Annotated in this window: 26 protein-coding genes; 14 read left to right on the top strand and 12 right to left on the bottom strand. The window is 57.8% G+C overall.

Going from position 1 to position 22,878, the window contains the following annotated elements; genetic code table 11:
* Positions 1–4: 4 nt before the first annotated feature.
* From TAM4_RS03465 to TAM4_RS03455, 3 genes are read right to left on the bottom strand one after another with little or no spacing between them, the layout of a single operon-like run.
* Positions 5–979: a hypothetical protein gene (locus TAM4_RS03465; RefSeq protein ID WP_014121853.1), complete on the bottom strand. Its 975-nt coding sequence runs from the start codon at positions 977–979 to the stop codon at positions 5–7.
* The gene (locus tag TAM4_RS03460) at positions 960–1,436 is read right to left on the bottom strand and encodes a hypothetical protein (RefSeq protein WP_014121852.1); all 477 of its coding nucleotides are present in this window, start codon (positions 1,434–1,436) and stop codon (positions 960–962) included. Before TAM4_RS03460 ends, TAM4_RS03465 begins: the two co-directional genes overlap by 20 nt.
* Positions 1,437–1,444: 8 nt before the next feature.
* Positions 1,445–1,906 carry a DUF2284 domain-containing protein gene (locus TAM4_RS03455; RefSeq protein ID WP_048149854.1) on the bottom strand — a complete coding sequence of 154 codons (462 nt, stop codon included), beginning with the start codon at positions 1,904–1,906 and terminating at the stop codon, positions 1,445–1,447.
* A gap of 187 nt (positions 1,907–2,093) precedes the next feature.
* On the opposite strand from TAM4_RS03455, the gene TAM4_RS03450 reads away from it, so the two are divergent.
* The 6 genes from TAM4_RS03450 (at position 2,094) to TAM4_RS03425 (ending at position 6,065) form a co-directional block, all read left to right on the top strand.
* A complete protein-coding gene (locus TAM4_RS03450; protein WP_048149852.1) occupies positions 2,094–2,594 on the top strand; it encodes a hypothetical protein in 501 nt (166 codons plus the stop codon).
* 58 nt (positions 2,595–2,652) lie between these two features.
* On the top strand, positions 2,653–2,904 hold the full coding sequence (locus tag TAM4_RS03445) for a hypothetical protein (RefSeq protein WP_014121849.1): 252 nt from the start codon (positions 2,653–2,655) through the stop codon (positions 2,902–2,904).
* A 96-nt stretch (positions 2,905–3,000) separates the two neighbouring features.
* Positions 3,001–3,510, top strand: coding sequence for a hypothetical protein (locus tag TAM4_RS03440; protein WP_014121848.1), 510 nt, complete (start codon positions 3,001–3,003; stop codon positions 3,508–3,510).
* 95 nt (positions 3,511–3,605) lie between these two features.
* Positions 3,606–4,367 carry a 7-carboxy-7-deazaguanine synthase QueE gene (locus TAM4_RS03435; protein ID WP_014121847.1) on the top strand — a complete coding sequence of 254 codons (762 nt, stop codon included), beginning with the start codon at positions 3,606–3,608 and terminating at the stop codon, positions 4,365–4,367.
* Between the two features lie 10 nt (positions 4,368–4,377).
* Complete coding sequence (locus tag TAM4_RS03430; RefSeq protein WP_014121846.1) at positions 4,378–5,379, top strand: TIGR01177 family methyltransferase; 1,002 nt, start codon at positions 4,378–4,380, stop codon at positions 5,377–5,379.
* A gap of 38 nt (positions 5,380–5,417) precedes the next feature.
* A complete protein-coding gene (locus TAM4_RS03425) occupies positions 5,418–6,065 on the top strand; it encodes a DUF257 family protein (protein WP_083820409.1) in 648 nt (215 codons plus the stop codon).
* Positions 6,066–6,199: 134 nt separating this feature from the next.
* Here TAM4_RS03425 and glyA read toward each other — a convergent pair whose 3' ends face one another.
* The 4 genes from glyA to TAM4_RS11715 all read right to left on the bottom strand — a co-directional run bounded on the left by glyA (position 6,200) and on the right by TAM4_RS11715 (position 10,289).
* Positions 6,200–7,483, bottom strand: coding sequence for a serine hydroxymethyltransferase (gene glyA, locus TAM4_RS03420; RefSeq protein WP_014121844.1), 1,284 nt, complete (start codon positions 7,481–7,483; stop codon positions 6,200–6,202).
* Positions 7,484–7,560: 77 nt separating this feature from the next.
* The gene (locus TAM4_RS03415; RefSeq protein WP_014121843.1) at positions 7,561–8,757 is read right to left on the bottom strand and encodes an aromatic amino acid transport family protein; all 1,197 of its coding nucleotides are present in this window, start codon (positions 8,755–8,757) and stop codon (positions 7,561–7,563) included.
* Positions 8,758–8,873: 116 nt separating this feature from the next.
* The gene (gene lysA, locus TAM4_RS03410) at positions 8,874–10,112 is read right to left on the bottom strand and encodes a diaminopimelate decarboxylase (protein ID WP_014121842.1); all 1,239 of its coding nucleotides are present in this window, start codon (positions 10,110–10,112) and stop codon (positions 8,874–8,876) included.
* Complete coding sequence (locus TAM4_RS11715; RefSeq protein ID WP_014121841.1) at positions 10,113–10,289, bottom strand: hypothetical protein; 177 nt, start codon at positions 10,287–10,289, stop codon at positions 10,113–10,115. It abuts the gene before it with no gap.
* A gap of 67 nt (positions 10,290–10,356) precedes the next feature.
* Here TAM4_RS11715 and cobB point away from each other — a divergent pair, with 67 nt between their 5' ends.
* Together cobB and TAM4_RS03400 are read left to right on the top strand one after the other, a co-directional pair.
* A complete protein-coding gene (gene cobB / locus TAM4_RS03405; protein ID WP_014121840.1) occupies positions 10,357–11,145 on the top strand; it encodes an NAD-dependent protein deacetylase in 789 nt (262 codons plus the stop codon).
* Complete coding sequence (locus TAM4_RS03400; protein WP_014121839.1) at positions 11,111–11,503, top strand: DUF3783 domain-containing protein; 393 nt, start codon at positions 11,111–11,113, stop codon at positions 11,501–11,503. The genes cobB and TAM4_RS03400 overlap by 35 nt, the downstream gene beginning before the upstream one ends.
* Here TAM4_RS03400 and TAM4_RS03395 read toward each other — a convergent pair.
* On the bottom strand, positions 11,493–12,716 hold the full coding sequence (locus tag TAM4_RS03395; protein WP_048150861.1) for a phosphoglycerate kinase: 1,224 nt from the start codon (positions 12,714–12,716) through the stop codon (positions 11,493–11,495). The genes TAM4_RS03400 and TAM4_RS03395 overlap by 11 nt on opposite strands.
* Positions 12,717–12,855: 139 nt before the next feature.
* Here TAM4_RS03395 and TAM4_RS03390 point away from each other — a divergent pair, with 139 nt between their 5' ends.
* Together TAM4_RS03390 and TAM4_RS03385 are read left to right on the top strand one after the other, a co-directional pair.
* The gene (locus TAM4_RS03390) at positions 12,856–14,979 is read left to right on the top strand and encodes a restriction endonuclease (RefSeq protein WP_014121837.1); all 2,124 of its coding nucleotides are present in this window, start codon (positions 12,856–12,858) and stop codon (positions 14,977–14,979) included.
* 85 nt (positions 14,980–15,064) lie between these two features.
* Positions 15,065–16,306: an HD domain-containing protein gene (locus TAM4_RS03385; protein ID WP_014121836.1), complete on the top strand. Its 1,242-nt coding sequence runs from the start codon at positions 15,065–15,067 to the stop codon at positions 16,304–16,306.
* On the opposite strand, the gene TAM4_RS03380 is transcribed toward TAM4_RS03385, so the two are convergent.
* A complete protein-coding gene (locus TAM4_RS03380) occupies positions 16,303–17,256 on the bottom strand; it encodes a transcriptional regulator (protein WP_014121835.1) in 954 nt (317 codons plus the stop codon). The genes TAM4_RS03385 and TAM4_RS03380 overlap by 4 nt on opposite strands.
* Positions 17,257–17,302: 46 nt before the next feature.
* On the opposite strand from TAM4_RS03380, the gene TAM4_RS03375 reads away from it, so the two are divergent.
* On the top strand, positions 17,303–17,836 hold the full coding sequence (locus TAM4_RS03375; RefSeq protein ID WP_014121834.1) for a GNAT family N-acetyltransferase: 534 nt from the start codon (positions 17,303–17,305) through the stop codon (positions 17,834–17,836).
* A gap of 41 nt (positions 17,837–17,877) precedes the next feature.
* On the opposite strand, the gene TAM4_RS11870 is transcribed toward TAM4_RS03375, so the two are convergent.
* The gene (locus tag TAM4_RS11870) at positions 17,878–18,090 is read right to left on the bottom strand and encodes a hypothetical protein (protein WP_083820407.1); all 213 of its coding nucleotides are present in this window, start codon (positions 18,088–18,090) and stop codon (positions 17,878–17,880) included.
* A 42-nt stretch (positions 18,091–18,132) separates the two neighbouring features.
* Between TAM4_RS11870 and TAM4_RS03370 the strand changes: the two genes are divergently transcribed.
* Genes TAM4_RS03370 through TAM4_RS03360 form a run of 3 tightly spaced genes read left to right on the top strand, consistent with a single transcriptional unit; the run spans position 18,133 to position 21,363 of the window.
* On the top strand, positions 18,133–19,287 hold the full coding sequence (locus tag TAM4_RS03370; RefSeq protein ID WP_014121833.1) for a potassium channel family protein: 1,155 nt from the start codon (positions 18,133–18,135) through the stop codon (positions 19,285–19,287).
* A gap of 4 nt (positions 19,288–19,291) precedes the next feature.
* Positions 19,292–20,419, top strand: coding sequence for an ATP-NAD kinase family protein (locus TAM4_RS03365; protein WP_014121832.1), 1,128 nt, complete (start codon positions 19,292–19,294; stop codon positions 20,417–20,419).
* A gap of 47 nt (positions 20,420–20,466) precedes the next feature.
* Positions 20,467–21,363, top strand: a complete 897-nt coding sequence (locus TAM4_RS03360) for a hypothetical protein (protein ID WP_014121831.1) — start codon at positions 20,467–20,469, stop codon at positions 21,361–21,363.
* Here the strand turns inward: TAM4_RS03360 and TAM4_RS03355 are convergent.
* Both TAM4_RS03355 and TAM4_RS03350 read right to left on the bottom strand, forming a co-directional pair.
* Positions 21,360–22,559, bottom strand: coding sequence for an aminotransferase class V-fold PLP-dependent enzyme (locus TAM4_RS03355; RefSeq protein WP_014121830.1), 1,200 nt, complete (start codon positions 22,557–22,559; stop codon positions 21,360–21,362). The genes TAM4_RS03360 and TAM4_RS03355 overlap by 4 nt on opposite strands.
* Entirely contained in the window at positions 22,556–22,849 is a 294-nt protein-coding gene (locus TAM4_RS03350; protein ID WP_014121829.1) for a hypothetical protein, read from the bottom strand. Before TAM4_RS03350 ends, TAM4_RS03355 begins: the two co-directional genes overlap by 4 nt.
* Positions 22,850–22,878 lie beyond the last annotated feature (29 nt).

Raw genomic sequence — 22,878 nt, 5'->3', positions numbered from 1 at the left:
GGGCTCACCCTCTCATTATCGCCTCGAGTTTCCTGCAGAGGTTCAGGTGGAACAGGAATCTCTGGAAAAGCTCATCATCCCGGAACAGGAGCTTGAGCTCGTTGAGCTTCCTCTTTCCACCAAACTCGCCGTACACTATCGTCCCGTTGAGGTCTATAACGCCAAAAACAGCCGCCAGGTTGAAGATGAGCGTCCTCAGCTGGTACGCCGAGACCTCGTGCGTTCCAAGGGGCCCCGTGGGGTATTCGAAGAGGAAGTACTCGAGGCCCTCCATCCGGGCAACGTCCGTTATCGCCAGATCCGCCGTCAGGAAGACGAGCAGAGAGGGACTCATCTCGTCGAAGTGCTTGAGGGTCTTCACGATAACCTCGTCGTTGTTGTGGCCGCTCCCGTACCTCTCGGCGATTATTATCCTGTCCCTCAGGGCCTCGAACTCCTTGAGGGCTATGTAGGCAGCTTTTCTGGCCTTCTTGGTCCTTCTGTTGGAGAGCTCCCGGAGGAGGTGGCCGTTCTTCACCTCGCGCGAGATCTCGATGAGCTGCTGGTGCCTGTACTTATAGTTCATCGCGGCCTCGATCTCGTTCTTGACGTCCTCTGCAACGACGATCTGGTAACCATCGAGCGGCCGGTAGGAGGATATGAAGCGGTGGTAGAAGAGGTTCGTGTCGGGGGCGAAGGAAACGCCCTTGCGCAGAACGCGGTACACCTCGAGCATGTGGGCGAACTCCTCTATGTTGTCGTATGTCACGATGCCCGACGAGATGAACGTTTCGTAGAAGTCCGAGTACGTGGGAAGCTCCGGGTGCCTGCCCCTGAAGTCGTGCCTCCCCGCGAGGACGCTGAGGGTGTAGCCTTTTTCGCTCTCTCTGGCGGAGAAGAGGGGTATCTCGTAAAGGGGATAGCTCACGGTGATCCCGTTTTTCTGAAGGAGGTTTATCAGTATCTGGAGCTCGGGCTTCTCAATCACGACCTCGATCATCGCCATCACCGAGGAAGTTCTTGAGCCTCTGCATGTGAAGCGGCAGCATCATGTAGGGCCTGTTCGGAAAGGCCACGTCGAGCAGCGCCATGTAGAGGATCTCCCTCAGGTTGCAGTTTCTGCTCTGGACTATCGCCGCCGCGACGAGGGCCTTCCTTCCGGAGGTCATGTTGAGGATCACGTCTTCGCCGTTTATCCTTGAGAAGAGCTCGCGGAAAACCCTCTCCGCCATCAGGAAGTCGTCGTCCTCTATAACCCTCGTCTCTATCGCCGGCTCGAAGCCGTAAGCCCTTGAGATCTCCCTCAGGGCCTCGACTATCTTCGGGAGGTGGCGAGAGTACCTCCTCTCCGTCACAACGTAAACGGCCCTCGGCCGCTCACCCCTCATGACCGAGGCGTAGTAGGTGTTCACGAGGGCCCAGGGCGTTCTTCCGAGCAAAGCCACGTGGACGGTCATAACACCACCTACTCAACCATTATCAGGCCGTAGAGAACGCTCTCCGAGAAGTCTATCTCGACGAGGGAGCTCAGCTCCACGCCGATGGCGTCTACGCTGGGCCTGACCTTCTCGGGCATCCTGCAGGGTTCGCCCCTCTCGAAGGGACAATCCGGGCAGAGGTTGCAGTTTCCGGGGAAGAGGGCCATCGCGTATAGCTTTCCCTGCCGGAAGAGCTCCCGCTCTCTGTCGAGAAGCCAGAGGATGGCCCTTCTCTTCTCGTTCTCGAAATCCTTCATGTCGATCTCGAACTTCACGAGGATGGCGCGCTCGAAGGCTCCTATCCAGTCCCTCGCTTCCCTCCAATCGGGTACGTGCGGGGGACAGCTCGGCCTTTTACCGTACATCGGGCAGGCTTTACACTTCCACACCGGCCGCGGTGAGACCCTTATGTCTTTAGCTGGAACTTCCCTCTCCCAGAGCACCCGCATAATTAAAGAAACGGTGACGGCTTTTTAACCTTTCAGAAGGGGGGCGTTTGGGCTGTCGCCCCCCTGGGGGTCCCGACGTCATCGCAACCCAATACTCGTCGGGCACTGAAACTTGGATTTTCCCGATAAAAGCCTTTCCTACCAAACCCTTATAACCCGTTCACCGCTCCAGGAATCGGTGCGCGAGATGGTTGGTACCGTGAGCAGAATAGTCCGTTTCGATGACGAGGAAACCTTCATAAACGATCTCGACCTCGCGCTGGAGGCGTTCTCATACCTGGCCAGCAAATACGGCCACAACCCCATCGAGGGCGTCGTCCTCTGGGACCAGCTCGGGATAAGGGACGACGAGGGAATGAAGGTCTTCCGCGTCGGCGAGTTCCCCTTCGTGGAGGGCCTGCTCAAGCTCGACCTTGAGAGACTACGGATCCTCGAGAGGTATTTCGACGAGATGGAGTCCAAGTGGGCCGAGCTGAGCGTGGAGGATATAGCGAACTACGTCGACCTCATGAACGGGGCCCTTGGTGAGGAGAGGGTTTACTACGACGCCTACTCCCTCGGGCTCGACAGGGGCACGGCCTACATCATACTGAACCTCGTCTCGCTCAACTACCTGGAGGGCGTCCTTGAGGGGAAGGACCGGGAGGTCTTCGAGGAAGCGGTTGGCCTGCTCCTCAAGTACCTCTGACATAATCGCACAATTCGGCAATTGAGTTATTATGCAATCACATAATGAGGTGATCGTGGTGCTCTTCAAGAAGCGCGGAACCTTCACGGAGGAGGACGCGAGAAAAGTGATCGAGTGGATGAGCGCCCATCCGGAGGAGAGGGAGCTCATAGTGATGGCCGAAGCGGTCACGCCCGGGGCGAAAAGAAGGCTCTGGGACTACGCGAGGGCGGTTCGGCTCATGGCGGATTTCACGGGCGAGGAGAGGGAAGTCAGGGTTGAGATCCTCGAGGGCTACGTGAGCGAGAAGGTGAAGGGCATTGAACTCTGAGACCTTTGAGTGGGCGTCTTTTTTCAAATTTTGCCCGTAATTGCACGGGAAGTCTTAAATATCGGCACCGTCATAAAGATCTGTGGCGGTGTAAGAATGGGTTTTGGGAGGGGGCCATTCATAGCGGGCCTTTTGATGCTGCTCCTTCTGGGTTCCGCTGCACTGGGTCACGTGATGCCGTCCCATGCGGAAGACACGGCTTCAAACGCGGCGGATCCCGGGAACCTTGAGATGCCCCCGATCGGAGGCAACTGGACGGCGCTAAAGGTGTACGTAGGGAACGTAACAAAGGAAAGCGACGGAATACTCGTCGAGGTTTACGTAAAAAACGAAGGCTCCGAACCCGTGACATTTTACTGCGGGGAGCCGATGCTGTTCGTTGAAGTCAGAGACGCCAACGGCACTCAGCTGGGGATATACCCCAACATCGTGGTTGATGTTCTCATAAGGGCAACGCTGGGCCCGGGTAGGATCCACAGGGAGAGGGTTAAGTTGAAACTGCCCGGAGGGGAGTACAGGATACGGGCGTTTGCCGAGCTGTCCTTTGATGCCCATTACAGGGACTCGTTCAAGATATGGTCAGAGCCTCTAACGGTTTCGGTATAGTGGATTTCCAGTTTTTTATTTCTCGCCCGATGACTCCAACAAGTCCGCGAGAGCCGGAGCCAAATCCTTAAAACCCCGGTCGGGTAGTTCAATCCATGAGAGTCATAATGGCCGAGGTCTTCAACAGCTGGCAGGGCGAAGGGGGGAGCGTTGAAGGCTCTGCCTTCGGGAGGAGGCAGATTTTTATTAGATTTGCCGGTTGCGACCTTAACTGTGCCTGGTGCGACTCCCGCGAGTACATCGATGCCTCCCGCGTTTCCCGCTGGAGGTATGAGGTGGAGCCCTTCACGGGGAAGTTCGAGTACAGGCCAAACCCCGCTTCGCTCGATGAGGTCGTTGAAGCCGTTACTCGCCTCGACACGGGCGATATACACTCGATAAGCTACACCGGGGGAGAGCCGACCCTCCAGGTGAAGCCGCTCAAGGCTCTCATGGAAGAGATGAAAAGCCTCGGCTTCGACAACTTCCTCGAAACCCACGGGGGTTTGCCTGAACTCATCAGGGAAGTGGCTCATCTCACCGATTACGCGAGCGTTGATATAAAGGACGAGACCGCTAAAGCTACCGAGGACTGGCGCTCCCTGGTTCTCCGCGAGGTCGAGAGCATAAGGATTCTGAAGGAAGCCGGGGCCAAAGTTTACGCCAAGCTGGTCGTTACGTCGGAGACAAAGCTCGAAAACGTCCGCTGGTACGCCGAGCTGTTAAGGGGCCTCGCCCCGCTCGTAATCCAGCCGAGGGAGCCGATCGAGATCGGCCAGGAAAAGCTTATGGAGCTCTACCGCGAGGCCGCTTTGATCCTCGGTCGGAAGAACGTCGGGCTGAGCTTCCAGGTTCACAAGTACCTGAACGTCCTGTGAGGTGGTGGCTTTGCTCTACGTTGAGATACTGGGCAACCTGCCGAAGATGGCGAGGGACGAGGTAAGGGCCATGCTCGAACTCGGGGAAGGGAAGGTAATCGGCCAGGACTACCTCTTCCTGAAGGTTGACGCTTCCGAGAGGGCCTTTCCGTTCCTCAACCGCCTCGGCCTCGCCCACGAGTACGGTCGGCTTTTGGTGGAGGCTAATTCCGTTGAGGATCTCCTGAAGAAGGCCTGTGAGATCGAGTGGCCGATTCGCGGTTCTTTCAAGGTCGATACTGAAACGATGGCCAACTGCCGCTTTAACGTTCTCGACCTCCCGAGGAAGCTCGGGGCGGTGATTCACTCCCAGGGCTTTCGCGTGAACCTGTCGAGGCCCGACACAGTCGTGAGGGTTTACTGCGGCGAGAGGCTCTACGCTGGAATAAGGCTCCGCTTCTTTGACCCCAAGGACTTCGAGAGGAGAAAGGCCCACCACAGGCCCTTTTTCCGGCCTATTTCACTCCACCCGAGGGTCTCGCGCGCGCTGGTGAACCTGACGAAGGCGAGGAAAGAGCTCCTCGATCCAATGATGGGCGCCGGCGGAATACTGATCGAGGCGGGCCTGCTCGGGCTCAAGGTTTACGGCGTCGATATAAAGCCGGAGATGGTCGAAGGGGCCGAGATGAACCTCAGGCACTACGGCGTGAAGGATTTCGAGCTCAGGCTCGGCGACGCGACGAGGCTTGAGGAGCTCTTCCCCGGAAAGGAGTTCGAGGCGGTAGCAACAGACCCGCCCTACGGAACCGCTGCGACGCTCGCGGGGAGGAAGAGGGAAGAGCTTTACAGGAAGGTGCTGGAGAGCGTTTACCGCGTTCTGAGGCCCGGAGGACGGCTCGCGATAGCGTTCCCCGTGAGCTTTGATGGCAGGGAAGAAGCTGAAAGGCTCGGCTTCAAAACGCTCGGGAGGTACTACCAGAGGGTTCACAAGAGCCTTGAGAGGTACTTCTACGTGTTTGAAAAACGAACTTAGAAAGCTTTTTACGCCGAAAACCGTAACCCCTACAGGTGATGTCCTTGACGAAACTCGAAGTATCCCTCGGCGAGTTTATAGAGGGCTTGAAGCCCGGTGAAGACGTTCTCGTCGAGTACTCCTCGACGGCGCCGGTTCACATCCTTTTCTACCGGTTCCTCAGGACCCTCAATGACATTGGAAGGCCCTTCATGATCCTCGATGAGCTCGATCAGCTCCACGTTCTCAGGACTCACCTCGGAATAATGGGGCTTGACGCTGGCGTTATCGACAACGCCAAGGTAGTGAAGATGGGCGGGATAATAGAGACCGGCTCTGTCGTCGGAAAGGTTGACTTGGCCAAAGAACCTCCCGTCAGAAAGAAGCACTACGAGGCCATACTGGCCGGGATCGGCGAGGAGAAGGGCTTCCGGCTCATAGTGGGGTTTGAAAAGGTGCTCGCCAGCTACGAGAACGACCCCCGCGAGAAGGAGCGCATCTTCGGCTATCTCGTCCGCCCCCACCTCGGAAACCCCGAGAGGGTAACCGTCTACTTCGTGAACAGGGACCTGATCTCCGAGAGAACCCTAAACGAGCTGAGGGAGCACTGCACGAGGGTTCTGAGCCTGACCTTCGATGGAAAGTCCCGCTTGAGGGTTCTGAAGTCGCTGGACATCGAAGAATACGGGGCCGAGGTAGTGTTCTGAGGGTTGTGCGGCACCCGGCCGTTCAACCACCAGGGGGTGCATGGCTGACGAAGGCCGGGCACCGCACGAGAAGAGACTACGCTCCTGAAACTTATAACGTTTTTCGGTCCAAGAAGGGGAAAGAAGGAAAAGCCTCACTCCCTGAGCGGGAGACCGTGGTCGAAGGAGTAGTAGACCTTCTGGAACTCGGCGCGGAAGCCGTAGACGTCCCTCTTGACCTTGGCCGGGTCCTCCTTGTCGATGAGGACGCGGCGGATGAACCTGGCAATCTCCTTCATGTCGTCCTCGAACATTCCAACCCTCGTCATCTCCTGGACGCCTATGCGCAGACCGCTCGGCTCGTTGACCTTCTCAAGCGGGTCCCAGGGCAGGAGGTTCTTGTTGAGGATTATGCCGGCCTCTTCAAGGAGCGGTGCCGCCCAGCCTCCGGCAGCGGGGTGGAGGTCTGAAACATCGACGATGACCTGGTGGCTCTCGGTGTAGCCCCTGTCCTCGCCGATGACCTTGAAGCCCTCCTCAGCTAAGGCCTCAGCTAAGGCCTTCGCGTTCTTGACTATCTGGGCGGCGTACTTCTCACCGTACTCGAGCATCTCGGCCGCGGTTAGGGTCTTTCCGGCCATGTGGTGGAGGTGGTGGTTGCTAAGAACTCCAGGGAAGATGGCCCACTGGAGCTTGGCTATCTCCTCGGTCTCGCCGAAGCGCTTGTAGATTATGACACCACCCTGCGGTCCGGGGAAGGTCTTGTGGGTCGAGGCGGTCATGACGTCAACGCCCTCGCGGAGCGGGTCCTGGAACTGCTTTCCTGCTATGAGTCCGAGGACGTGGGCGGCATCGTACATGACGTACGCTCCAACTTCCTTGGCAACGGGCGCGAGCTCCTTGACCGGGTGCGGGAACGGGAAGAGCGAGCCGCCGAAGACGACTATCTTGGGCTCGAGCTCGCGGATAAGCTTCTCGGCCTTGTCAACGTCGATGTTAAAGGCCTCGTTGTCGAAGGGCCAGGTGTGAACCTCTAAACCCCTCATTCCAGCCGCTCCGAAGGGCATGTGGCTTATATGCCCGCCGTGGCTGGTGTGAAGGACTATCGCCTTGTCGCCCGGCTGAGTCAGACCGAAGAAGACCGCCTGGTTGGCGTTTGTTCCGGAGATCGGTCTCAAATCGGCAAAATCGCTCTGGAAGAGCTTGGTGAAGAGCTCGACGCCGATGAGCTCGACCTCGTCCACGTACTTACAGCCCTGGTAGTATCTCTGCCTCGGCCAGCCCTCGGCGTACTTGTGCATGAAACCGCTCGCGACGGCCCTTGTGACCGTCGGAGAAGTCACGTTTTCGCTCGCTATGAGGTTTATCGTGTGGGCCCTCCAGTGCTCGTGGTCCTCAATAAAGTTCAGAACCCTGTCGCGGTACTCACGGTAGCTCATGGGAAACACCTCGATTGTGCTTTGGACGACGTGGATATAAACCTTACCACAGCTGTCCACGCGCACAAAAAAGTACATTAATGGGGCCGTTTCCTCCTCAGCCCGTCAACGAGCCAGATGAGTATCGGCAGGATTATGAAGGCCATCATGTCCCCGGTGTCACCGGCGAAGGCCAAGACGTCGGCAAAGTTCTTTACGCCGGCGAAGTATACAATTGCGGGCGGAATGACCGTCAGGCCCCACGCCATCGGCCTCTTGAGCCTGACGAACTCCTCGTTGTTGCTCTGCTGTGCGAGGGCGATTCCGATGTAGCTCGTGGTTATTGCCAGGAGCGGGATGAGGTTGCCGACGATTCTTCCGATGTGCCCGTAGAGGAGCTCAAGGCCCTGCGTGGCTATCTGGGGCGTGTTCCTGCCGAAGGCGAGGAGGAAAGCCACCATGAATATCGCGTAGATGGCCGTGGGGATTATAAAGGCCCAGACGAGGACCTTCCTGGTCTCCTCGTAGCTCCCGAGGCCCTTGTAGACGTCGGGAATTACAGTGTGGCAGCCGAGGGCGAATATTGCGACACCGGTTATGCTGAGGATTCCCGAGAGGTCGGTGTAGAGGCCGTTGCTCAGCTTCGCGTGGGGAACGAGCATGAGCGTAACCGCTATGAAGAGCGCCAGCATGACGTAGCTCATCGCAAGCTCGGTCTTTCCGCTCGCTTCAAGGCCGCGGTAGACGACTATCGAGGCGAGAACCCAGAATATGAAAGCTCCCGCCGTTTCGCTTATCCCGAAGAGGCTTGCGAAGACGCTTCCCATTCCCGCTATGTAAGCTAAGATGGCCCCGAAGCTCATGATGAAGATGCTGACGTACATCAGCCAGCCGCCGGCCTTTCCGAGGACGCGCTGGGCTATGGTGCTCATCTGCGCCCCGCCCATTCCGGCGGAGAATTTGAGAACTATGAGGCCCGTCCAGAGCATGAGGAACATCACGCCGATGAGCACTGCAAGGGCAGGTATGAGGCCGACCTTGCTCGCTGCGTAGGGCAGGCCGAGAACTCCAGCGCCTATCTGCGTCCCCACGAGGATTGCCAGGGCCTCTCCTTGGGTTATGCGCCTCTTCTCGACGCGGATCGTGCTTACCCTCAACCCCCGGATGCACTTCCTCCGCCTGATGTTCTGGATCACTATGAGCTTTTTCCGCCTCTGCGCGGCTATTCTCGCCGAGTAATAGCGACCGTGTGACGTGGTAACCTTTCTCCTCTCAACACCCTCCGAGACCGGCATCTCTCTCACCAGTCCAATGTACGGATGAACACAATTTAAACCCTCCCACGAAAATCTGAAAGAAAATTCAAAAAACGTTCGAAGATGCCGGAACTCTCCGAACGGAATGGGGGAGATCAATCAGGGAATCGAACTGGACCGCCAACGACGACTTCTTTTCCCTTGGGGCGGAGGTTGTAGTTGTTGGCCATGACGTATCCGTAGGCCCCGGCGTTCAGTATGGCTATGTAGTCCCCTTCCTCTATCTTCGGCAGCTCCCTGTCTACCGCAAATATGTCTCCGCTCTCGCAGATGTTCCCGACAACGGTGGCGACCATCTTCTCCTCGCTGGAGACCCTGTTGCAGACCACGATTTCATGATAGTAGTTGTAGAGGGCGGGCGAGTTGAAGACGTTTAAACCCGCGTCAACGCCCACGAAAATCCTCCCGTTCTTCTCCTCAACGGTGTTGACCTGGGCCACCAGAATGCCGGCGTCGCTCACAAGGTAGGTTCCGGGCTCCACGATGACTTTGAGGTCGCCGAAGCCGTACTCCTCCATGTGCTCTTTAACCCGCTGGAAGAACTCGTAAACGGGGAACTCTTCCTCTTCGGCACTGTGGGGAACTCCGTAACCTCCTCCGAGGTCGATAACCTTAAGGGATCCGCCGAAGCGGGCCTCTGCCTTTTCGGCCACCTTGAGGAGGTTGTCCAGCGCCTGGAAGTATCTGGCGATCTTCTCCCCAACCCAGTCCGAGCCAACGTGGTGGTGCAGGCAGTGAAGCTCGAGGCCCTTCTCCTCTATCAGATCAAAGGCCCGGTCAATGGCCTTTCCGGAGATTCCGAACTTGACGGGAATGCTCCCTACCTCGAGCCCGCCGGTTGTGGTCTTCTCAACCCTGCCGATCCCGACGCCGGTGTTTATCCTGAGGCCGACCTTTCGCCCTTCCTCGCCGTTGAAGCGTCTCAGAGAGGAGACGGAGTCGAAGTTTATGAGCACGTTCGTTTTGGCGAGGAATTCAAGGTCACCGTTGCTGAGGGATGTTCCAGTGAATATTATGTCCTCATCCTTGAAGCCGATCTCCCTCGCGAGCTTGACCTCTCCTGGCGAGGTGGCATCTATCCCACCGCCGAGCTCTCTGATCAATCCGAGGACTTCTTTGTTGTTGTTCGCCTTCATCGCGTAGTGTATCCTCCATTCCCTGAACCCGGCTTTCTTGAGGGCATCGGCCATTCTGAGGTAGTTGTCCCGTATTCTGCTCAAGTTGTAAATGTAAACGGGCGTTCCGTGTTTTTCGGCGAGCTCAACGACGTCGTGCTCCCCGATGAAAAGCCTGTTACCAACAGCTCGCAGATGACCGGGTTTCTCCCACCACATTCATCCCACCTCCTCCTTCCGTATGGACATGATGGTGATGGCTCCGATTGTCGTGAGGAGCATCGCCGAGAGAACGTAGTACGCGGTGATGTTCTCCCTCAGGAACTCGTAGAAGGACGTTATGTGCAGCCCCAGAAGAATAGCCCCTTTTCCATCGGAGCCATCGGCGACACCCACTCGAATGCCATCTTAACGTTTAGAACTGGTCAGTTAAAGATTTAAGTTTTGCCTCCCAAAGGGGATCATGCTCTGCGAGGAAGCCGGGAGGATTCTGGCAAAGGCGAAGTTTGCAATAGCCTTCACCGGGGCGGGAATAAGCGCAGAAAGCGGCGTTCCAACCTTTAGAGACGCCAACGGGCTGTGGAGAAACTACAGGCCGGAGGAGCTGGCAACCCCCGAGGCCTTCAGGAGGAATCCCCAACTGGTGTGGGAGTTCTACAAGTGGCGGATGCAGCTCATAGCGAAGGCCAGGCCGAATAAGGCCCATCTCGCCCTCGCGAGGCTCGAGGAGATGGGTATCCTCAAGGCGGTGATAACCCAGAACGTCGATGATTTACACCGCGAGGCCGGGACGAAGAATCTCATCGAGCTTCACGGCAACATCTTCCGGGTCCGCTGCACTTCATGCACCTACCGCGAGAACCTGAAGGAGAGCGGAAGGCTTGAGGAGTTCCTTTCCTCAAGGGATCTTCCGAGGTGCCCCCGCTGCAACTCCCTCCTCCGGCCGGACGTGGTGTGGTTCGGCGAGCCGCTCCCGCAGGATGCACTTGAGAGGGCCTTTGAGCTGGCCTCGCGCGCCGACGTCGTTCTCGTCATAGGCACGAGCGGGGTCGTTTATCCGGCCGCGTACATCCCATACGTCGTTAAGGAGCACGGCGGAAGGGTGATAGAGATAAACCCGAAGAGGAGCGGGATAACGCCGATAGCCGATGTTTTTATTCCCAAGCCCGCTGGGGAGGGGATGGAGAGAATCCTCAAGGCGGTGGAGGTGTTTCTCGGTGCCAAAGGTTCTGGCAATAGGCTTCAGCCGTGAGGAGCTCGACCTCCTGCGGAAGACCCTGGAAGTTCCGGTGGAGTGCGTTTCGAGGGATTGCCTCCAGATGCCGGTCTCAGAGGTCTTTGAGAGTGCTAAGGGCGACGAGTGCCCCTGGCACGAGAGGAAGTTCGTCCTGATGGCGGACGTCGATGGAAGGGCCATCAGGGAGATAATCGGGAAGGTCAAAAAGCTGGGCCTGGGCAGGGTGATCTTCGCGGCCCCCACGGAGGTTTCGATGAAGTGGACGCTCGACGAACTGCTGAAAGAACTGGTTGAGGAGGACGACTACTTCAGGGCCCTGAGCTGGGCAAAGAAGAACGTGAAGAAAGGCCCCTTCCTCGACTTCAAGCCCTGAAGAGCCGGTAGCTCTCCCTGAGGGCCTCGATGACGGGAAGGCTTTCGCCGGCGAAGTAGCTCAGCATGGCTCCCCCGCCAGTCGAGACGTGGCTTATCCCCTTTATGTTGTAGCGGTAGATGCTCGCTATCGAGTGGCCCCCGCCGACGACGCTGAAGGCCCTGCTCTCCCCTATCGCCCTGAAGACACCCACCGTTCCAAGGGCGAACTCCTCGCGCTCGAAAACTCCCATCGGGCCGTTGGCAACTATCGTTCCGGCCTTCAGGAGGATCTCGCGGTACTTCTCAACGGTTCTCGAGCCTATGTCTAGTATGGGATAGCGGTCGAAGAGCTCCTTCTCCTCGCTCAGGAGGTCAACCTCAACGCGCTCGCCGTTCACGTCCACCGCGAAGTCCACGGGCGTCCTGACGTAGGGGTAGAACTCATCGAGTATCCTCTCGGCCCAGTCCACAAGCTCGAGGAGGCCTTTCCTTTCGAGGAACATGATGTTTGCGTCGCCGAGGTTGAAGCCCTTGGCGAGCGTGAAGACGTGACCCACCAGGCCACCGGTCAGAATGAGGTCGGCCTTCTCCTTCCTCAGAACGTTTTCCGCGACCTTGAGCGAGTCGTCAACCTTGGCCCCGCCGAGCACGTAAACCCTGGGCCTCTCACCGTGTTCGTAGGCCTTCTCTAGGGCATTGAGTTCCTTCTCCATGAGAAAGCCGGCGGCAGTTGGCACGAGTCGGGCAAAGCCCACCAGGGAAGGCTGGCTCCTGTGGGCGGCGGCGAAGGCGTCGTTCACGGCGTAGTCAAAGAGAGGGGCGAGTTTTCTGACGAAGTGCGTCCTCTCGCACTCCTCGAGCGGCCGGTAGAAGACCTCCTCGGCCGAAAAGCGGAGGTTCTCGAGCATTAAGATCTCGCCCGGTTTGAGGGACCTTATCCTCTCCCTTGCGAGCTTTCCGAAGATGTCCTCGACGTATTCAACCCCAACGCCGAGGAGCCTTCCGAGTATTTCAGCGTGCTCTTCGGTGGCTACGTAGTCGCTCTTGTAGGGCTTGCTCTGGTGCGTCGCGACCACGACCTTGGCGCCGTCCTCGAGGAGCTTCCTCACGGTCGGGAGAACCGCCCTGAACCGGGCGTCGCTTATTATCCTGCCGTCCTTGACGGGTGAGTTAAGATCGACCCTCAGGAACACCGTTTTGTTGTAAAAGTTGAAGTCGGTGAGCCGGAATATGCCTTCCATTCATCGCCCCCCGGTCGTATCTTGCCCCACCGGTGTTAAAAAACGTTCCGCACACTGCGGGTGATAAACAGGGAGAAGAAAGAGATTTATATGGCCTCCGACAAACTCTCACAGTGTGGTGGTGACAGCGATGTGGACAGTTGAAACGATCATGTCGGTGACCCGTGAAAGGCTCGTGGATCTCATCGTTGAGTTACTCAAGAGGATGGGCTTCAGGGAGTACGAGAAGGTTGCGAGGAGGGGCGAGTGGGGCCTCGACATCGTGGCCCTGAGGAGCGACCCCATCGCCGGGACCGAGAAGATAGTCATAGCCGTCCACGAGAAGGGACTGGCATCGTCGAGGGACGTTAACGTCTTCGCCGACATCATCAACTCCCAGAAGGCGGACAAGGGGATACTCGTCTCTCCGGCCGGCTTCACGAAGGACGCCAAGCTGCTCCTTTCGAGGGAATACCGCGGAAGGATCGTTCCCTGGGACGGGGAGAAGCTTGCCTCCCTGCTCAACAACTACTCGATCCCAGTCCCCGATGACCTGAAGGTGGCTGAGAGAGAGGAAAAGGAAGAAAAAGCAGTTCTCAACGAGTACCACCTCGACGCTCCCCTTCTCTACGATTTCTCGCCCGACAAAGTACTTGAGAGGGTCGCGAAGATCGTTTCCTCGCGCTTCCCGGTAAAGGCCGACGAGGTGGAGCTGGCATCCCTGAGGGTAGACCTCGACACAGCTTATATAGTCTCCTGGTCGGTCGAGGAAGGAAAGCGCGGCGAGGCGCTGGTTCTTTCCGGGGACGAGATGATACTCAACGCTGAAAGCGATCCCAAGTTGGCCAACCAGCTCAGAAAGGTCAAGCTGGACTCTCCGGCCGTTATTCAGGCGACCGAGCGGACGATAAACACCCCCCTCAGTCCGGGTGAGGCGGTGGTTCTGCTCAAGGAGCGGGCCGCCAGGGAGTTCGGGGTCACCGAAAACCAGGTCAGGATCATTGACAGGCGGAAGGTCTACATACCCAGGCGTGCCGAAGTTGAGTTCAGGGTTGGCTCCAACAGGGGAAAGGCCCTTGTGGAACTCCCCGATGGAAAGGTTGAGGTCGAGCTCAGAGCACTCCCCGAGAAGTACTTCATAGAGCGGACTGTGAAGGCCGTTTCAAAGGAGACGGGGGAGGAAGTCAGAGCCGTTGAGGTCATCCAGAAGGAGCGCAAGATAACCGTCAGGGGCAAAACGGAGAGGTTTTCCTTTGAGGCGTCCTTCAACCCCTACACCGGAAAGCTGCTCCACCTCGACACGAGGATGAGCGATGATGCCGTGAGGAAGCTCATAGAGTCCAGCTATCCCGGAAGCGAGATACTCGGGATAGAGCTCAACAAAAAGAGTGCCGTGGCGGACGTTCTGGTGAACGGAACGGTCCTGGCAGTTAGGATCGACCTCAGGAACGGGAAGATGGAGGAGCTGGCGAAGTTCCCGCCGCTCGACGGCGCGATCAAAAAGGCCAAAGAGGTCATCGAGAGCAACTTCCCGGTTAAGGGGCTGGAGCTTTCGTCCTTCCGCGTCACAGGCCATAAGTACCTCGAACTCGAGCTTGAGGGAGAGGATGGAAGGGCGAGGGTCAAGATAGACGGCTCCACCGGCGACATGCTCGACTACTACCTTGAGATCACCGAGAAGAGAGCCGGAGAACTCGTCGCCGAGAGGTACCCCGGTTACAGCGTCGTTTCAGTTATAGCCGAAAAGGACGAGTACCTGGTGGACGCCGAAGGGGAAACCCACGAGATCAGGGTTCGCCTGAGCAAGGACGGAAAGGTAATCGAGGAAGTGGACCGGGTTCTGAGGAGAAAGCTGGCGGAGAAGATGGCGGAGGAGAGGGTCAGGGAGATCGACCCGGAGGCCAAGGTCGAGGGCATCGAACTGGCCGAGAACTGGGTGGTTCGCTTCACGGGGGTCTCAAAGGTCGGGGAGCTGGTTCTCCACAGGGCCACCGGCGGGGTCATCGAGAAGAGGGTGAACTTCACGGAGAGGGCCATAGAGGAGATGTACAGGAAGCACGTGAAGGAGAAGTACGGGGAGGGCGAGCTCAGAACTGAGAGGCTGACGCATTACAAGGACAGGGGTTACGTCCACATAAAGCTCTCCGGAAGCAGGGGGCTCTACTATGCGAGGATAGATTCCAGGACCGGGAAGATCCTGAAGGAGGACACCGCACCGCTGAAGGGCTTTACAGCCAAGCTCAAACAGATGCAGCTGGAGCGCGAGTACCGGTGAATTTCGTCCTATTTTCCCCTTGATCTTTTGTCCTTCTGCGGAAAACTATTTTAAACCCGTTGGCAACTGTTCTCAGGTGGTGCGAATGGCAAAGGTCATACACGACGCCATACACGGGAGCATGAAGATAGACGGCGTTGTCCTCGACGTGGTTAAAACCCCCGAGTTCCAGAGGCTCAGGCACATCAGACAGCTCGGTCTGGCGTTTCTTGTCTATCCCGGTGCCAACCACTCCCGCTTTGAACACTCGCTGGGAGCTTGGAACGTGGCGAGAAGACTCTCGGCCGAGCTCGGCCTGCCTGAGGAGGAGGCGCTTCTCCTTGAAACGGCCGCTTTGCTCCACGATATAGGCCACGGCCCCTTCAGCCACACGTTTGAGAGCATCTACAAGCACTACACGAAGGAATACGACCACATGCGCCTCGGCCAGAGGATCATCCTCGGCAAGATAGACATAACCGACGGGAACGGTGGGGGGACTATCCCCGAGATACTCGAGAGGTGGGGCATCGATCCCAAAGCCGTCGCCGACCTCATCCTCGGAAAGCACGAGAAGAGGTACCTCGGCCAGGCCCTTCACGGCGACGTGGACGTCGATCAGATAGACTACCTCATAAGGGATGCCCACTACACGGGCGTCGCCCACGGGATAATAGACATGGAGAGACTGCTGAAGGTCCTGACGATTCACGACGATGAGCTGGTGGTCGAGGAGAAGGGCGTTGAGGCGGTAGAGGGCATGATGGTGGCGCGCTCACTCATGTACTCGAGGGTTTACTTCCACCACACGGTCAAGATAGCAGAGGGGATGCTGACGAGGGCTTTGGAGTTCGCCCTTGAGGAAGGCCACCTCTGGGACTTCTGGAAGATGATAGACTGCCGGGTTATGGTCGAGCTGGAGGATCTTGAGGGCTTCCCCTCGGAGATGGGGAAGAGGGTGAAGTACAGGAACCTCTACAAGGCCGCCGTTCTGGCCGGGGCTGGGGAGCTCAGCTCGGAGGAGAAGAGGGAACTTTTGGCGGCCTATCGCAACGTGAAGAAGAGACAGGAGCTCGAGAGGAAGCTCGCGAGTGAAGTCGGCGCCAGGGAGGGGGAGGTGATCCTCGAGTTCAGCATAGCGGATCTCATGCTCAGCGAGCCGAGGCTCAAGGCGACGGAGATAAACGTGCTCATGGAGAACGGTGAGCTCGAACCCCTGACCCGGGTTACGCCTCTCGCGAATGCCCTCAAAAGGAGGCAGACGCCCAGATGGGCGGTTCTCATAGCATCGCCTGCGGAGTACGTGGAGAAGCTCCGGGAGGTGTGGAGAAAGGTTCTCTTCTCCTAAACGCTCTTCTTTATCTCCTTTTTGAGCCCCTCGATGAGTTCGATGAGCTCGTCAACGTCCTTTATCTCCTTCAGGCTCTCCTTGGGGATCAGCGGGACCTCGGAAACGACCTCCATCTTGGACTTCTCCAGGACGAAGAGGCCGCCCGTGTTGATTATCCGCCCCACCTCGGCGACCATCTCGGCCCTCTTAACCGTTGAGCGGGTCTTCCTCTCGTCTATGCCGGTAAGAATCGTGACCTCCTCCTCCCGGGACAGGGCGTTGAAGGGAGCCCTCTTCACCTTGACCACGCCCATGCCCAGTTCCTTGAGCTTTTCAAAGACGTCCCGCTCGAGGGGCGTTTCCGGTTCAGCGGGCTTGAGCTCGACGTCAACCTTCGCCCTCAGGACGTCTATGGGCTCGGCTATGGGCTCGTCGAAGAGCTCCTCCATGCGGAGCGCGACTTCAAGGGAAACCGCCTGCTCGTTCCGCTCGTAGTTAAGGAGGCTCTTCCTCGAAACCCCCAGAAGGGAGGCAAGCTCGCCCACGGAGTAGCCGTGCTTCTCGCGAAGCTTCCTCAAAAGCTCGCCGTTGATCCGGACGTAGAGGCCGCCGCGTTCCGCGAATATCGCTGGAAACTCACCCTCGACGAGAACCCGGTAGAGCGTTGCGGGGTTGAGGGCGTAGATCCCAAAGCGCTCGTAGATCACACCTTCCTCTATCTCCGAGTTCTTGGTTCTGATCCCGACTATCATCGGCGTCGCCTTGAAGAGCTTGGCCAGCCTCTTCAGATCCTCGGCCTGCTCCTGGGTAACCGTGTCGATGTTGGTGACTACCTTTATGAAGAGGAGCGTGAAGAGCCCGCTCGCGACGAGGTCAAAACACCCTCCCCTAAGCTCGACCCTCGCAACCTTGAGGCCGGACCTCTGAAGTATCCTCGCGACGACATCTATGAGTCTCTCCCTCTCCATCAAGCTTTAAATACGGGACGATCCTTTTAAGTTTAAGGTGCTTGAGATGAGGCCGATCATACTGGAGGGAAGGAAGGTTAGCCTCGCCGTCCCGATGAGGGAGGACGTTCACACCCTGTGGAGATGGTACAACGACAGAACCGTCAGGAGGTACCTCACCAAACCCCACGAGATCTTTTTCTTCGAGGATGAGATGGAGTGGTACGAAGCGGTTAGGCGGGAGAAGGCGAGGGAGAAGGTTTTTGCCATCGTAAAGAACGAGGGGAAAACCCTCATCGGCCTCATCGGTCTTCACAACGTTGACCTCCACAGCGGGAACGCCGAGCTCGGCTACTTTCTCGGGCCGGAGCACTGGGGGAAGGGCTACGCGACCGAGGCCGTTTCTCTCGCGGTGACCTACGCCTTCGAGTGGCTCAACCTCAGGAAGCTCTACGCCCGTGTGTTCAGCTCAAACGCCGCCTCGGCCCGCGTTCTCGAAAAGAACGGATTCGAGCTTGCCGGCCGGTTGAGGAAACACCAGTACGTCCCGGGTGAGGGTTTCGTGGACGTTCTGATATACGAGCTCTTCAGGGGGGAGTAGCGCTGTGTGAGTACGTCTACAGCAACGGAAGGAAGTGCAGGCTAAAGCCCGTCGAGGGGTCGAAGTACTGTCCCCTGCACATACCCTACGATGAGGGCGAAAAGCTCCTCGGAGAGGAGATAAAGCGGATTAAAGCGGAGAAGTTCGCGGAAAGGCTCAAAACAGGCCAGAGCTACTTTGAAGGGGTTTACCTGTACGACGTTGCGATAAAGGACTTCACCTCCGAGAGGGTTCTGGTTTTCAAGAACTCCCACATCAAGAACCTGATAGTTGATGGCTCGTCCGTTAAGGGGCTCGTGATAGTCGGCTCGACGGTGGAGAGGGTCATCGTCTTCGATACGAAACTTGAGGTTCTCCTCTTCAAGGACTCGAAGATATTCGGTCTCAACATACTCCGCGTTGATTTCAGCGGCCACATAGCCGTCCGCGATTCCGACGTTAAGTACCTCATGATAAACTCCACCCGCTACGTGGGCGGTGGGGAGGAAGGCGAGGAAGCGGCATACGGGGAGAAAAAGGAGATCCTCGGAGTTATAGAGGTTTCAGGCCTTGAGAACGTGAGGAAGATCGGCATAAACACCCGCTATCCCCTCCTCAGGAAGATCCTGGAGGAGCACGGCGTCAGCGTCTCAGAGGGCAAGGCCCGGATGGTCAGGGCGAGGGAGCTGGTTCTGAGGGACATAAGCTTCGACACAGCCCCGAGGTTCAAGAGGCAGGTCAGGCTTACCGTTAGGGGCTTCTCGGGCAGGCTGACCCTTGAGAACCTCGAGGTCTTTGGCCACGTTGAGGTGAGACAGAGCAGGCTGCTCTCGCCTGAGTTCGTTCACGTCCGCATCGAGAGCAACTTCATCCTGCGCAGGTCAACGGTGGTGGTCTCGCCGACATGGAACCTTACCGTCCTGCCGACCCTGCCGCTGGAGCTCAACGTTGAGGGCTTCGTCATCGTGGAGGAGTGCTCCTTCAACAGTCCCTACGCCGAGGAGGTCTTCTACCGCCTGGCCAGAACGAGCTGGGAAAGGAGCGGGGACTTTGAAAAGGCCGACGAGTACTACTACCTTGAAATGCTCGCCAAGAGGAAGATAAGGGCCTCCGCGAGAAGAAGGGGATGGAAAAAGCTCCTCAGAAAGATGGAGATACTCTTCGAGTGGCTCTTCGCGGATCTAACCTGCAAGTACGGAACGGACTGGAAGAGACCGATCATGATATGGCTGTTCGCGGTCAACGTCCTCTTTCCGATCCTCTTCCTCGCGACTGGAAGCGTCCAGGGCCTATCCAGCAGAATGACCCTCCTCGATTACGAGTACTTCAGCGTCGTCACGGCGACGACCCTCGGCTACGGCGACTACCACCCGATAGGCGTCGGCAGGGTAATAGCCTCAATAGAGGCCCTCTTCGGAATGTTCATGTGGGCGGTCTTCCTGACGGTGTTCGCGAGGAAGTACATGAGGTGAGAGCGTGATAGGGCTAATAGTGAACCCCATAGCCGGAATGGGCGGGCGAGTGGCCCTCAAGGGCACCGATGGGGTGGTTGAGGAGGCCATCAGGCGGGGTGCCAGGCCGGTTTCTCCGGACCTCGTCAGGCTCTTTTTGAAGGAGCTGTCCCACTATCCCGAGGCCCGCTCGATAACCTTCCTCACCGGCCCCGGCCCGCTCGGCGAGGACTACCTTCGGGAGTTCGGCTTCCGCTTTGAGGTTATTCCCCTCGAGTTCCACCACCGCGAGATCAACGGCGTTAGGATTCCTGACACGAGCTCGGAGCACACCAGGAGGCTCGCCCGAGAGATGGCCGATAAAGTTAAGCTCATAGTCTTCGCCGGCGGCGACGGAACCGCCCGCGACATCGTCAGCGTGGTCGGTAGGAAGGTTCCAATCCTCGGGATTCCAACCGGGGTCAAGATGTACTCCGGCGTCTTCGCGGTTTCGCCGGAGAAGGCCGCGGAAGTCCTCGTTAGGTTCCTGCGCGGGGAAGCTAAACTCGAGGAGAGAGAAATCAGGGACATCGACGAAGAGGCTTTCAGAAGGGACGAGATTAGAGCTAAAACCTACGGAAAGGCCCTCGTTCCAGTCGTCGAGAACCTCGTGCAGGGGAGCAAGGAAGCTATCAAGGCCGACGAGAGCGAGGAGCTTGAGACCCTGGCGGAGGCTCTGGCTGAGGAAATCCTTGAAAGCGAGGGGATTTATTTCCTCGGCTCGGGCTCGACGGTGAAGAGGATAAAGGACAATCTCGGCATAGACGGGACGCTCCTCGGCGTCGATATCGTTGAGGTGAAGGACGGCAAGGCCAAGCTCCTCGTCAAGGACGCGACGGAGAAAGACCTGCTCCGGTTCGTCGATAGAAATCCCAGAGTGGTCGTCACCGTCGTTGGGGGGGCCAACTTCCTCTTCGGCAGGGGCAACCAGCAGTTCTCGGCCGAAGTCCTCAGGAGAATTCCGAGGGAGAACGTAATCGTCGTTGCAACGCCGGACAAGCTGACCGGTCCGATTCGCGTTTACACCGGTGACCCGGAGGTTGATGGGAAGTTCAGGGGCTACCTGCGGGTCCGCGTGAGTCCCTGGATGGAGAAGCTCGTGAAGGTGGCCTGAGCGGAAGCCGTTTATAGTACCTCGCCCTATTTCTTCCGGTGGTTTTCATGAAGCACAGCCGAATCGCGATAAAGATTATCGATGCCGAGGAGCCGGTTTTCTACGACCCGGTTTTCCACGGCAGAACGCTGAAGGTTTTCGGTATGGATGACTGGCCGGCGAAAGCACTGGAGTACGTTGTTTCGGCATACAGAAAGCTGGACTACGGGACCATCGTCTTCGACACCGAAGGAAGCTTTCCCCGGGAGGGATTTGATACCATAATCGAGGTTCGGGACGGCTCACCGGCCGGACTGGATCCCATAACCCTCGCATCCCGGGGAGTACTCGATGGCTACACCGCCGCCACGATAGTTCAGACGGCTTACGGTCTGGACAGGGTTCTGACCGAGAGGCTCTACGCCGATTTCATGCGGGGAAAGGTCAGGAGCGTTCCAGAGGCACTCTCCTCCGGCGAGAAATACGCCGAGGTAATTGCCGAAAGTTACACTCCCCTCGACGAGGCTCTGTTTTCGGGGGATGCGCCTGAGTTCGGGAGGAACGTCCTCGTCGATCTTGGAGGGGCGTACAGCATAACGGTGGCGAGTCTGGCCTTCCTCATAGTCAGCGCGGTGGTGAGGCACAGGAGAAAAACTGTCGTCGCCGTAAATGACGCCGCCGTTCTCGCATACACCGAGATAGGGAGCGCGGCGGTCCCCCTGATAACGAAACCGCTGAGGGGCCGCGTAACCGTTCTGGGAACGAACTACGTCGTCGATTCCATAATGAACCTGTCCGGGCCGACCCTCGTCCTGTACCACGAGCCGGACACTCAGAGCGTTATCTACGAGGCCAACGGCGTTCCTCCGGGTCCGATGAGGAGGTACGTTCAGAAGGACGAGGGAGCCTTCGTATACCGCACGCCCGAGACGATAAACGTGGAGTGGGGGGAGGTGCCCTTTTAGGCCCTCAGCCCCTTAACCAGCTCCTCAAGAACGCCGAGGAACGTCTCGACCTCCTCAAGGCTGTTGTAGACGTGGAACGAAGCCCTCACCGTTCCGTTTATCCCCAGCTTTTTCATCACCGGCAGGGCGCAGTGGTGACCGGAGCGAACCATTATGTTGTTCTCGTCGAGTATCGCCGCGACGTCGTGCGGGTGAAGCGGCGGGACGTTGAAGCTAACCACTCCGGCGTGCTTTTTGAGGTTTCTCGGCCCGTACCAGGGAATCTCAAGCTCGTCAAGGCCTTCCGTAGTGCGCTTAACGAGCTTCCTCTCCTGCCTCTCGATTCTGTCTAACCCAATCCTCTCAATGTACCTTATTCCTGCAGCCAGTCCTATCGCACCGCCTATGTTCGGTGTTCCGGCCTCGAACCGCTCCGGTGGCTCGGTCAGCTTGTAGGAATCCAAATCAACGTCCTCAATCGTCCCACCGCCGATTAGCGGCGGCTCGAAGACGTCAAAGAACTCCTCGTTAATGTAAAGGACGCCTATTCCCGTCGGTCCCATCGGCCCCTTGTGGCCGGAAAAGGCCAGGAAGTCCGCGTGTAGTTTCCTAACGTCAACCTCCATGTGCCCGGCGCTCTGTGCCGCATCGACGACGAATATCGCTCCTTCCTCCTCTGCCATCTTTCCGAGCTCCTCGACCTCGTGGATAACACCGAGCGCATTTGAAACGTGCTGAACCGCGACGAGCTTGGCTCCCTTAATCTTCTTTTCCGCATCGCTCAAATCGAGGTTGCCCTCGTCGTCCCCGTCAATGAACTCGAGCCTGAGGTTGAGCTTTTTAGCCAACCTCTGCCAGGGAAGTAAATCCGAGTGGTGCTCGTACGGGGTCGTGACTATCTTGTCCCCCGGCTTGAAGACGTCCTCAAGGCCGAGGGCGACAAGGTTGAGGCTCTCGCTCGTGTTCTTGGTGAACGCTATCTCCTCGAACTTCGCGTTGATGAAGTCTGCAACCACTTTCCTGCTCTCCTCGTACTTGTGCGTCGCCATCTGGGAGAGCCTGTGCACACCGCGGTGGACGTTGGCGCGGTATCTGAGGTAGTACTCGTCCATGGCCTCAACGACCGGCTTCGGCGTTAACGAGGTTGCCGTGTTGTCGAAGTAGATAACCTCGCCCGTCAGCGGTATGTCCTTCCTAACATCCTCCGGAATCCTCACGATACCACCTCCAGAACCCCGGCGCAGTCGTAAACAATCCTCGCGATTTCCTCACCTTTCTTCGCATCCTCCAAGAGTTTGACGATTATCTTCCCGCTCGGGTAAACGCTGACCTCGTAGCCCTCCATCTCCAGGATTAGCATCATTCCGGGCAGGAGCTTTTTTACCGTGTAGCCCCGCCCCTTCAAACACTGGGCCGTTTTCGTCAGGTCGAGCTTTATCCTCTTCTCCCACGAGTAGGCCCCTATAACGACGCCCTTCATCGTGACGCAGGGTTTCGAGATGATCATGATCCCACCGTTTGATTCTCCGCCGGCCA

It is taken from the genome of Thermococcus sp. AM4 (assembly GCF_000151205.2).
Classification (GTDB): Archaea; Methanobacteriota_B; Thermococci; order Thermococcales; family Thermococcaceae; genus Thermococcus.
The sequence above is the reverse complement of the archived record's forward strand: the minus strand, read 5'-3'. Positions and strand labels throughout refer to the sequence as shown.